The organism is Phaeobacter sp. 11ANDIMAR09 (assembly GCF_001294455.1).
GTDB lineage: Bacteria > Pseudomonadota > Alphaproteobacteria > Rhodobacterales > Rhodobacteraceae > Pseudophaeobacter.
Genome location: NZ_LIKT01000049.1, coordinates 1 through 11205, shown reverse-complemented (window position 1 = coordinate 11205; position 11205 = coordinate 1). Strand labels below are relative to the sequence as shown.

Here is an 11205-nt window from a genome sequence, read left to right as displayed (position 1 = left end):
CCGCCTTTTGCTGACGCGGCTAATGCTGACGCAGAAAATCCTCGCAGTTGCAGCGTTACATTTGCGGCAGCGCAAATGGTTTCACCGAACCAGCCGTTCACCGGCGTTGGTTTCGTCGGATTCCAATCTGTCCATTCGCTGCAGTCTGCTCTTACAATCGAGTCGCGGACGAAGCACCATTTCGCTGCGGCTGCGCCAACGTCTGCTTGCCGCACAGATTTGCGTCGAATGATGCGCCAAAGTTCCTATCGCGGCGTAGATCTTTGTCGTGGTCCAGGGCGTCAATTCGGGTCGGAGGTTTACTGGCCTGAGACGTAGCAATGGCAAAATTGGCGGGCTTAGGAGAGAAAGGGGCGGAAAACGAGATGCATTTTCGGTATTCAGCGTCTAAATGTCTTCATCTTCCAAAATCTGGGCAACTGTCAGACTACGCCCTGCACTCCAGCGGAGTAACTGTCTCATGAAAAAACTCAGCCTTGATGCAACAGATATCCGCATACTGAGCGCTGTTCAGCAGTATGGACAACTGAGCAAAACCAAATTGGCCGAGCTGGTGAACCTGTCGCCAACACCCTGCTGGGCGCGGCTCGATCGTCTAAAGGCTGCAGGCTACATTCGTGGGTATCACGCCACGCTCGCGTTGGAGCGCATTGTCGATTTCACTCAAGTTGTTGTGACGGTCTCGCTCACCCATCATCGCAAGTCGGATTTCGAACGCTTTGAAGCCTATATTCAGGGCTTGGATGAGGTGACAGACTGCGTCGCGACAGGTGGCGGGATGGATTATGTGATGAAGACCGCAACGCCAAGCCTGGCTGCTTTTCAAGCGATGATGGAAGAGATGCTGTCAGCCGATCTGCAAATCGACCGCTACATGACCTACATTGCAACCCGGCAGGTCAAGACGAGTAGACCAAATCTGGCAAAACTTGTCGCAAACAGATCATGAAAACAGGTGCAGGCTGAACAGTCTGAAAACCGAGGGTTTTTTAGGCCGTTCAGCCTGTGAACGCGCTTTTTTAAGTCCAGTATCTCCAAGTTTTTCGATCTATATCACCAGCAGGTTTTACCACTTCACGGGTCTGTCAGACCACCTGCTACGAGGGCGAAAACATGACACAATCAGACGGCTTTGGCTTCGGCACACAAATTCGCAAATCTCCGTATTTTGACGCGACAGTTCGCTGGGGCGCCAAGGGGTTCTCTGTTTACAACCATATGTATATTCCCCGTGATTTCGGCGATCCGGAGCAGAACTTCTGGAACCTCGTGAACGAGGCGATCCTGTGTGATGTGGCCGTCGAGCGCCAGGTCGAGATCACCGGGCCGGACGCTGCGAAATTCGTCCAGATGCTGACCCCGCGTGATCTGTCGAAGATGGCAGTGGGCCAGTGCAAGTATATCCTGATCACCAACGCAGAGGGCGGCCTCCTGAACGATCCGATCCTCCTGCGCCTTGCCGAAAACCACTTCTGGATTTCGCTGGCTGACAGCGACATCTTACTTTGGGCGCAGGGCGTGGCTGTGCATTCGGGTATGGACGTGTCGATCTGCGAACCTGATGTCTCTCCGCTTCAGCTTCAGGGCCCGAACTCGGGTCTCATCATGCAAGAGCTCTTCGGTGAAGACATCATGGACCTAAAATACTACTGGCTGCGTGACGTGAATCTGGATGGCATCCCGCTGATCGTCTCGCGCACAGGCTGGTCAAGTGAGTTGGGCTACGAGCTTTACTTGCGTGATGGATCACAAGGCGATCAGCTTTGGGAACGGATCATGGCCGCAGGTATGCAGCATGGCCTCAAGCCTGGGCACACCTCGTCGATCCGCCGGATCGAGGGCGGCATGCTATCCTACCATGCCGATGCCGACATCCACACCAACCCCTACGAGCTCGGCTTTGACCGTCTTGTGAACCTCGACATGGAAGCTGATTTCATCGGCAAGGCCGCACTGCGCCGCATCAGGGATGAAGGCCCCAAGCGCCAGCAGATCGGCCTCGTGATCGACTGCGACCCGTTGACCGGGCCGAATACGACTTTCTGGCAGATCAACTTCGGCGGCGAGGCGATCGGCAAGGTGACATCGGCGGTCTACTCCCCGCGCCTTGAGAAAAACATTGCGCTGGCGATGGTCGACGCCGCGCACGCCAACATCGGTGCAGAGGTTGAGGTCGTCACCACATCGGGTGCGGTGGCCGCAACAATCGTAGAGCGCCCCTTCTACGACCCAAAGAAAAAGATTGCTGCGGCCTAAGGTTACGCGTGTTTCCCGGTGCGTGCGTCCTGATCTACGCGCCGGGCGTCTTCTCAGCCAACAAGAGACCTAAGATATGTCTGATCTTGCCATCGAGCTGCATTGGCAGCGCGCCGAGCCCGTTTTGCAGACCGGCAAATACTCCAACGAGCACACCGTCCAATACAACAGTGGCCATGACGTTCAGGTCGATTCTGCGCCCGACTGGGGCGGCGACCCTGCCAACACCAACCCTGAGCAAGCGCTGGCCTCCGCGCTCTCCAGCTGTCATATGATGACTTTCCTGGCTCTGGCTGCAAAGACGGGCTGGCCCGTGGCGAGCTATCACGATTTTGCCGAAGCGCATCTGGGCAAGAATACCAAGGGCCAGATGTCGGTCACACGAATCGACTTGCACCCTGTGGTGCGCTTTGACACCGGCTTTGCCGTGGATGATGCGCAGTTGGCCCAGATGCAGGACCGCGCACACCGCTATTGTTTTATCGCCAACACCCTGGCTGACAGCGTCGAGATCAACATCCGCTGAAGGAGCGCCCCATGACTGCGACAGACATTCTCCTCTCTGAACTGGGTGATGCTGGTGTCCTGCGTCTCACGCTTAATGATGTGGCCCACCGCAATGCGCTTTCCGAAGCGATGCTGGGCGCTTTGGGCACAGCTATTGCCGATTCCGGGCAAAACTCGGCGGTGCGTGTCATCATCCTTGCCGCCAATGGTCCTGCCTTTTGTGCCGGTCATGATCTGAAGGAAATGACAGCGGGCCGCGCGGGCGCGGATGGCGGCAAAGCGTACTTCGCCAAAGTCATGTCCATGTGCTCGGGCGTGATGCAGGGCATCGTCAACTGCCCCAAGCCGGTGATCGCCGAAGTGACGGGCGTCGCCACCGCGGCGGGCTGTCAACTCGTGGCCAGCTGTGATCTGGCGGTTGCGGCGGACACGGCCCAGTTCAGTACGCCGGGCGTTCACATCGGCCTCTTCTGCTCGACCCCCATGGTCGCCCTGTCGCGCAACGTCTCGGCCAAACACGCGATGGAAATGCTTCTGACAGGTGACATGACGCCTGCCGCCCGCGCCGCCGAGATGGGTCTCGTCAATTGCGCAGTGCCCGAAGACATACTGCAAGAGGCAACGTTGGAAATGGCCCGCAAGATTGCCTCCAAGTCATCGATGACGCTGGCCACGGGCAAGCGCGCCTTCTATGCACAACGCGAAATGCCGCTGGCCGAGGCCTATGACTACGCCAGCCAAGTTATGGTCGATAACATGCTTGCGCGCGACGCCGAGGAAGGCATCGGCGCCTTCATAGAAAAGCGCGCGCCCCAGTGGCAGGATGCTTAAAAAATGAGTGTGAACCCCTACAACACCGACCTAGACCGCACCCCGGCCAACCACCAGCCGCTGACGCCGCTCACCTTCCTTGAACGCGCCGCCACGGTATTCCCCGAACATACTGCCATCATCCATGGCCCCCTGCGGCGCAGCTATGCCAGCTTCTATGCCCGCGCGCGAAAGCTTGCCTCGGCCCTTGCGAACAAAGGCATCGGGCGGGGCGATACCGTCTCGGTGATGCTGCCCAACACACCAGCCATGCTCGAATGCCACTATGGCGTGCCAATGTGCGGCGGTGTGCTGCATTCAATCAACACGCGGCTGGACGCGGCGATCATCGCCTTTCAGCTCGATCATGCGATGTCAAAGATCGTCATCGTTGATGCCGAGTTCCTGCCGCTGATGCAAGAGGCGCTAGCGCTGGCCGAGGTCGACCCACTGGTGATCCTGGTGAATGACCCGGAATATGACGGGGCACGCATTGCGTTTGACGGGCCAGACTACGAGGATGTCGTCGCAATCGGCGATCCCACGTTTGACTGGCTCATGCCCGAAGATGAATGGGACGCGATCTCGATCAACTACACCTCAGGGACGACTGGCGATCCCAAGGGTGTCGTCTCGCACCACCGCGGTGCCTATCTGCTGGCCCAAGGCAACGCGCTGACCACTTCAATGGCCAAACACGCGGTCTATCTGTGGACCCTGCCAATGTTCCACTGCAACGGCTGGTGCTTTCCATGGACACTCTCGGCGATCATCGGCACGCACGTTTGCCTGCGGCAGGTGCGGGCCGAGCCGATCTGGAACGCGCTTTCTGATGAAAAAGTGACCCACCTCTGCGGCGCGCCGATCGTCATGTCGCTGCTGATCTCGGCGCCTTCGGACGTCCAGCGTGCGCTCGATCACACTGTGCAATTTTTCACCGCCGCCGCACCGCCCCCCGAAAAGCTGCTGGCCGATATGAAAACCGCAGGCTTTGACGTAACCCACCTGTACGGGCTCACCGAAACCTACGGCCCTGCCGTGGTGAACGATTGGCATGAAAGCTGGTTATCCCTACCCGGCGAAGAACAAGCGCGGCTGAAATCACGCCAGGGCGTGCGCTATCTGCCTCTCGAGGGGCTCGATGTGCTTGATCCTGAAACCATGAAGCCCGTCCCACGCGACGGCGAGACGATGGGCGAGGTCATGTTCCGCGGCAACGTCGTGATGAAGGGCTATTTCCGTAACCCCTCTGCCACGCGGCAGGCCTTTGAGGGCGGCTGGTTCCATTCCGGCGATCTGGGCGTGATCCATCCCGATGGTTATATCCAGCTCAAGGACCGCTCAAAGGACATTATCATTTCGGGCGGCGAGAACATTTCTTCGATCGAGGTCGAAGAAGTGCTTTACAGCTACCCCGCCATCGAGATTGCCGCTGTTGTCGCCATGCCGCATGAGAAATGGGGCGAAACCCCCTGCGCGTTCATCGAACTCGCGCCGGGCCAGAAGATTGACACCGAGGCGCTGCGGACATGGTGCCGTGACAGGCTGGCAGCCTACAAGGTTCCCGGTCAGTTTGTCGTGACAACCATTCCAAGAACGTCGACCGGCAAGATTAAAAAATTTGCTCTGCGTGAGCAAGCGAAGGATATCGCCGCACAATCTTGAGCCAACGCCCATCAGTACTCAACGGTTATTAATGGAGAGCTGTGACAGCTCCCTAGGCGATCGCCGTATCATCTCTTAATTTTTTGATCCGTCGGTTCACATAGCAGCCATTCTCGCACTTTGCAGCATTGGGTAAAATGGGCTCAGCACCGACCAACGCCGCATGAGGGACAGACATCTGCTTTGAAATGGCGAACGGCAGCGCCGCTCGCCAAGGTTGCTCAGATATCGATCCGCTCTGCGATACTTAGGGCATCTTCCAGTTCCACCCCAAGGTAACGAACAGTGCTATCGACCTTCGTGTGGCCGAGAAGCAGTTGGACCGCGCGGAGGTTGCCAGTTTTCGATAAATCTCCGCCGCCTTTGTCCGCCGGAGCGAATGGGTGCCATATCCGCTCGGTTCAAGCCCAATCGCCGTCACCCAATCACGCACCAAGCGCCCATATTGGCGTGTTGAGATGTGTGGGCGGTCATGGAACCGGCTTGGGAACATGAAACTACACGCAAACATCTCGGGTGACTTGACCCAGGCCAAGACGGTTTCACGAGTGTTTTCGGTCAATTCGAACTGCACCGGTCGCTTAGTCTTGCTCTGGATCACCGAAACGCGTTCTCGCACGCGATCATTTTTTACCAGATCAGACACCGCCAATCTGACGAGATCACAGCCGCGCAGCTTACTGTCGATGGCGACATTGAACAAAGCTAGATCACGCAGATAGCCCGCAAGTTCGAGCCGTGCCCGGATCGCCCAGACCTGTTTTGGCAGCAAGGGCCGTTTCTGACCGATGATCCGCCCCTTGTTCCAGGCTCTGCGTTTCGGGGTGGTTGCGGGAAGTTGGACTCTTGGCATGATATGCCCTCCGATCCTCCCTCCACACCCAATCATCAGCACCGCGCTGACAGGACGATCCTACCGTCTGATCGAAGGGCCGTGTCCGAGACGCGCGATGAAGATCGTTGCCGTGCAAGCAATAGGCGGCTCTGAGCCCAAAGTCGCCGGTGCTTCATCACGCACGAATGGCCGCAATGTGAAATTAGTAGTAGTTCCGGCGAGCGATTTTCTGGACGATCGTTGAGTGCTTGGGAAATCGGTCTAGATGCTTTTCAAAGCACTTACCCTTTGGAGGGCCTATTGCAAATTGTCTGGTTTAAGCGAGATCTCCGAGTACAGGACCATCGCGCGCTGGCACGGGCTGCGGCGCAAGGAGATGTGCTGCCGCTTTACGTCGCCGAGCCTTCGCTTTGGGGGCAGCCTGATGTGTCTGGGCGGCAATGGTCGTTTATCGCCGAAGGTTTGCACGAGTTGCAGACTGATCTAAAGGCCTGCGGCCAACCACTAGCTGTTCGGACGGGCGACGTAACGCAGGTACTTGAAGCGCTGTCGCAGCACGTCCAGATTGATGGGCTCTGGTCTCACGAAGAGACGGGCAATGATTGGACCTTCAAGCGCGATCAACGCGTCGCTGCGTGGTGTCGCGCGCACGGCATTCGGTGGACCGAGATCAAAAATCACGGTGTTCAGCGCCGCCTGGCCTCGCGCAACGGTTGGGCGGGGCAGTGGGATGCATTCATGGCCGAGCCCGTCACCGTTGCACCTGCCTTAAAGCCCGTTAGCGTTGATGTTGGGCATATCCCGAACGCGCGCGATCTGGGGCTTGCGCTTGATCCATGTGAGTTGCGTCAAAAAGGTGGGCGGCGAAGAGGCTTGAGCCTTCTAGAAAGTTTCCTCACCGAGCGCGGCGAGCAGTACCGCAGCGCGATGTCCTCACCAGTTTCGGGGGAACGTGCGTGCTCGCGCCTGTCGCCGCATTTGGCATGGGGCACGCTATCGATGCGCGAAGTGACCCAGCGCACATGGGATAAACAACGTGAATTGAAGGCCAACCCGGTGCGAGGAAATGCGCCATGGCGGGCGTCTTTGAAGTCCTTTAATGGCCGACTGCACTGGCATTGCCACTTCATGCAAAAATTAGAGGATGAGCCAAGTCTCGAGTTACGAAACCTGCATCGTAAATATGACGGCATTCGCCCCTCCGCACCTGATCAAGAGCGTCTCGCGGCATGGGCGAAGGGCGAAACCGGCCTGCCCTTTGTGGATGCCTGCATGCGGTATCTAAGAGCGACAGGCTGGTTGAATTTTCGGATGCGCTCGATGGTCATGGCGACGGCAAGTTATCATCTATGGCTGGATTGGCGGGCCCCAGGATTACAGCTTGCGCGGTATTTCACAGATTACGAGCCGGGCATTCATTGGAGCCAAGTTCAAATGCAATCGGGCACCACGGGCATCAACACCGTGCGGATTTATAACCCTGTGAAACAGGGCTATGATCAAGATCCTACGGGGGTATTCACTCGCAAATGGGTGCCCGAGCTATCCGCGATCCCGGATGAGCACTTACAAGAGCCATGGAAAGCACAGAACGCGGGCGATGTTTTGGGCAAGACCTATCCAGAGCAGATCGTGGACCACCTTACGGCAGCTAAGCAGGCGCGGGAGCGGATCTGGGCCGTGCGCCGGGGGGATGAATTCCGGGCCGAGGCGTCTGCAGTGGTGGCGAAACATGGCAGCCGTAAAGGAGCAGCACGTAAGTACGCACGCCGTGCGAAGACAGCTGACCCAAACCAAATGAGTTTACCATTTGGAGACGGGCCATGAAGATGCGGCGTAAATCAGACCTGCCCAGCAAGATCTGCGTGACATGCGGTCGTCCATTCACGTGGCGAAAGAAATGGGCCAAAGTGTGGGATGAAGTGCGTTATTGCTCCGAACGGTGCAGGCGATCTTCATGAACGATCAAGACATGTTCCAAGAACTCGAGCTTCCGTCTGAGACAGTCGAATTCACGCCGACACGGCAGGCGGGCTTGGCGCGCCTTGAAAAGTTCGCGTCACGTACTGGGCAGCCTTACGCCCGTCAGCGCAACCATGATTTTGGGACAGCGCTGCGCAGAAATGTTTCGGTTCTATCGCCTTGGATACGACACCGCCTGATCACTGAGGAAGAGGTGCTGCACGCGGTGCTTGCGCATCACTCGATATCCGCCGCCGAGAAATTCATACAAGAGGTATTTTGGCGGACCTATTTCAAGGGTTGGCTGGAGCAACGCCCCAGCGTTTGGGCGACCTATCAGTATGGTCTCGCACGGGCTTTGAATGACGGCACCCGGTATTCTGACTACCAAGATGCCATTGCCGGGCGCACTGGCATCGCGTGTTTTGACCATTGGGCGCAGGAACTGGTTCGGACGGGTTATTTACACAATCACCCACGAATGTGGTTCGCCTCTATTTGGATTTTCACGCTGCGTTTGCCGTGGCAGCTGGGCGCTGACTTTTTCTTGCGGCACCTGATCGATGGTGATCCTGCATCGAATACGCTAAGCTGGCGTTGGGTTGGTGGGTTACACACCAAGGGAAAGACCTATTTGGCCCGCCCAGACAACATCGCGAAATACACTGGTGGGCGTTTCCATCCCGTAGGACAGCTTGCCACAGTTGCCGAACCGCTGACAGAGCCGTTTGAGCATCACCGCGTTCCATTACCTACAATTGACCCGATGCCGGACGGCAATTTTTCACTGTTGGTGACTGGCGAGGATTGCCAAATCGAGACGGTCCTAGCGCATTCGCCCAAGGCGCGCTTAGGTGTGCTTGCCACGCCGTCGTTTGAAGTTAGTCCATTGGTGCTGTCTTTCGCTACGGGCGCGGTCGAAGTATCCAGCGGGGCGGTGGTCAACACGCGCTCCGACTGGAGCGGTCAGATCATCGACGCCGCATCGGTCGCAGAGACAAAGACCGTGGTTACAGGTTTCGCGCCTGTGGGCACCGTTGCCGATCAGTTAGCCGAGCTGAACTTACGTGACGCTGGCATTACATTGCACCAAGTCCGACGCGACTACGATACGTTGGCGTGGCCATATGCGACCAAGGGGTTCTTTGGTCTTAAGAAGAAGATACCGCATGTTCTTCGCGCGCTCGGTTTTGCGGCCTAGATTGCGCTACTTATAGGTCTCACGACGATCAGAGAACACGCGCACGCGTTTGCGCCACGCTCTGTAGCTGCCGGTTTTTAATTCACGACGCATAAGGGCTTGAACGTCTTTTTCGCCAATCCCGTATTCTAATCGGATACTCGCAAAGCTGACATGATCACTGAGCGCCATTTGAACGATGTCACTGATTTGAGCCTCGGTGAACGTCTTCATTGCGGGCCAATCTCCTTGAAGAAACGCAGTGCGTCATCCGCGATGGCTGCGCGTTTTTCGTTACTCATCCGGGCAAGTGTTTTGTACATAAATCCCATCCGCGGATTGCGGTGCAAAGCCTCGGCGTTGCGATCAATGAAATCCCAGTAAAGGTAATTGAACGGGCAGGCCTTGCGGCCATTTTTAACGGACACTTTATAACTGCAACTGTCGCAATAGTTGGACATCTTTTTGATATAGGTCCCGCTGGCAGCATAGGGTTTCGACGCCAAAACGCCGCCATCAGCGAACAGGACCATGCCGCTGACATTGGGCAGCTCGACCCATTCATAGGCGTCGGCATAGACCAGCATGTACCACTCGTTCACGTCGTCAGGTGCAAGGCCCGCGATCAATGCAAAATTGCCAAGGACCATTAAGCGCTGGATGTGGTGAGCATAAGCGTTTTGTTTGGTCTCGAGCACGCATTGGCGCACGCAGTTCATCTGTGTCTCACCCGTCCAAAAGAAATCAGGTAAGGGCCGGTGCGCGTCCAGAGCATTCTCCGACTTGTACGCAGGCATTCTCAACCAGTAGATCCCGCGGACATATTCGCGCCATCCCAAGATTTGTCGGATAAACCCTTCGACAGCGTTCAAAGGAGCGAGACCCTCATGATAAGCCGCCTCAGCTTTCGTGATGCACTCCAAAGGGGTCAGCAATCCGCAGTTCAAATAGAGTCCGATATGGCTGTGATACATCCATGGTTCGCCTTGAACCATCGCGTCTTGATAGTCGCCAAATAGCGCGAGACGTTCGTTGATAAACATGTCTAGCGCCTGCAACGCACATTCGCGGGTCACAGCGAAATGGAACGGATGAATATCGCCGAAATGATCCGGAAATTCGCGCGCTACGACCTCGCTGACCGCTTCGACAATGGTATCATCACGCGCTTTGAAAGGTTCAGGAACGCTCAAAGTTTTTGGCGGCGGCTTTCGGTTGTCCGCGTCGAAATTCCACTGCCCACCAATGGGGTCGGGTCCGCCCATCAGCACCCGGTGCTTGCGCCGCATCTCGCGGTAGAAATACTCCATCCGCAGTTGCTTCCGGCCCCCGGCCCAGGCTGCGAACTCGGCCTGCGTTGCGAGAAACCTGTCATCTTCGCGTAATTCAACAGGGAGCTTTAGTTGGTCAGACCATGTTTCGAACTCAGCCAGCAGCCGGAACTCGCCCGGCTTGGTCAGGACGACCTCCGAGATAGTATAGTCTTGGATCAGCGCCTCAACCTGTCCCCGCAAGGATCCAGCATTGCATGGGTCGTCAAATGTCACATAGTGAACGTTCAGACCTTGATCCCGCAGCGCCTGTGCAAAGTGTCGCATTGCGCTGAACACAAACACGATCTTCTTTTTGTGGTGTTTAACATAAGTCGCTTCTTCCTTGACCTCACACATCAAGATCAAATCATCAGTGCCGACGTCTGACAAAGACGCCAACGAGGTGGTCAGTTGATCGCCAAGAACAAGCCTAAGCTTCATGGTTTACGCGACCTCACAAGGCACAATCGGGAGACTCAAGCGTGACTTGCGCACCGGTTTCTATGACCGCAGTATAGGTTTTATCTGCGACATGAAGAGACACGGTTGTGCCGCTCATCTCACCGTCAGCGACGGTAATTTCTCGGGTACCAGCCGTATCATCGACATCAATGGTGAAGGCAATCGACTGTTTTATGGGAAGGCTTGTCAGATTCAAAGTGATCCGTTGATCCCCT

11 protein-coding genes and 2 pseudogenes are annotated in these 11205 nt (G+C 56.6%); 9 read left to right on the top strand and 4 right to left on the bottom strand.

All coding sequences use genetic code 11. The annotated features are described in order from the left end of the window. The 6 genes from AN476_RS23290 to AN476_RS21355 all read left to right on the top strand — a co-directional run. The coding region (locus AN476_RS23290; RefSeq protein ID WP_216598410.1) for a hypothetical protein at window positions 1–232 on the top strand (232 nt) is incomplete at its 5' end. A 228-nt stretch (window positions 233–460) separates the two neighbouring features. Continuing rightward, window positions 461–949: an Lrp/AsnC family transcriptional regulator gene (locus AN476_RS21375; protein ID WP_054463797.1), complete on the top strand. Its 489-nt coding sequence runs from the start codon at window positions 461–463 to the stop codon at window positions 947–949. Between the two features lie 164 nt (window positions 950–1113). Continuing rightward, entirely contained in the window at window positions 1114–2256 is a 1143-nt protein-coding gene (locus tag AN476_RS21370) for a glycine cleavage T C-terminal barrel domain-containing protein (RefSeq protein ID WP_054463796.1), read from the top strand. Window positions 2257–2332: 76 nt separating this feature from the next. Then, the gene (locus tag AN476_RS21365; protein ID WP_054463795.1) at window positions 2333–2782 is read left to right on the top strand and encodes an OsmC family protein; all 450 of its coding nucleotides are present in this window, start codon (window positions 2333–2335) and stop codon (window positions 2780–2782) included. Between the two features lie 11 nt (window positions 2783–2793). Further along, a complete protein-coding gene (locus AN476_RS21360) occupies window positions 2794–3594 on the top strand; it encodes an enoyl-CoA hydratase (protein WP_054463794.1) in 801 nt (266 codons plus the stop codon). A 3-nt stretch (window positions 3595–3597) separates the two neighbouring features. After that, window positions 3598–5238 carry an acyl-CoA synthetase gene (locus tag AN476_RS21355; RefSeq protein ID WP_054463793.1) on the top strand — a complete coding sequence of 547 codons (1641 nt, stop codon included), beginning with the start codon at window positions 3598–3600 and terminating at the stop codon, window positions 5236–5238. 221 nt (window positions 5239–5459) lie between these two features. On the opposite strand, the pseudogene AN476_RS21350 reads toward AN476_RS21355, so the two are convergent. Next, window positions 5460–6091 (bottom strand): annotated as a pseudogene (locus AN476_RS21350) (tyrosine-type recombinase/integrase). A 282-nt stretch (window positions 6092–6373) separates the two neighbouring features. Between AN476_RS21350 and AN476_RS21345 the strand changes: the two are divergent. The 3 genes from AN476_RS21345 to AN476_RS21340 are packed head-to-tail and all read left to right on the top strand — an operon-like array spanning window position 6374 to window position 9236. After that, window positions 6374–7900: a deoxyribodipyrimidine photo-lyase gene (locus AN476_RS21345; protein ID WP_054463792.1), complete on the top strand. Its 1527-nt coding sequence runs from the start codon at window positions 6374–6376 to the stop codon at window positions 7898–7900. 2 nt (window positions 7901–7902) lie between these two features. Continuing rightward, window positions 7903–8034, top strand: coding sequence for a DUF2256 domain-containing protein (locus tag AN476_RS22655; RefSeq protein ID WP_216598412.1), 132 nt, complete (start codon window positions 7903–7905; stop codon window positions 8032–8034). After that, entirely contained in the window at window positions 8031–9236 is a 1206-nt protein-coding gene (locus tag AN476_RS21340) for an FAD-binding domain-containing protein (protein ID WP_054463798.1), read from the top strand. The genes AN476_RS22655 and AN476_RS21340 overlap by 4 nt, the downstream gene beginning before the upstream one ends. Window positions 9237–9242: 6 nt before the next feature. Here AN476_RS21340 and AN476_RS21335 read toward each other — a convergent pair whose 3' ends face one another. The 3 genes and pseudogenes from AN476_RS21335 to AN476_RS21325 all read right to left on the bottom strand — a co-directional run. Beyond that, window positions 9243–9449, bottom strand: a complete 207-nt coding sequence (locus AN476_RS21335) for a DUF2805 domain-containing protein (RefSeq protein ID WP_054463791.1) — start codon at window positions 9447–9449, stop codon at window positions 9243–9245. Further along, a complete protein-coding gene (locus AN476_RS21330) occupies window positions 9446–10969 on the bottom strand; it encodes a cryptochrome/photolyase family protein (protein WP_054463790.1) in 1524 nt (507 codons plus the stop codon). The genes AN476_RS21335 and AN476_RS21330 overlap by 4 nt, the downstream gene beginning before the upstream one ends. 13 nt (window positions 10970–10982) lie before the next feature. Continuing rightward, a pseudogene (locus AN476_RS21325) lies at window positions 10983–11205 on the bottom strand (aggregation factor core); the annotation flags it as partial.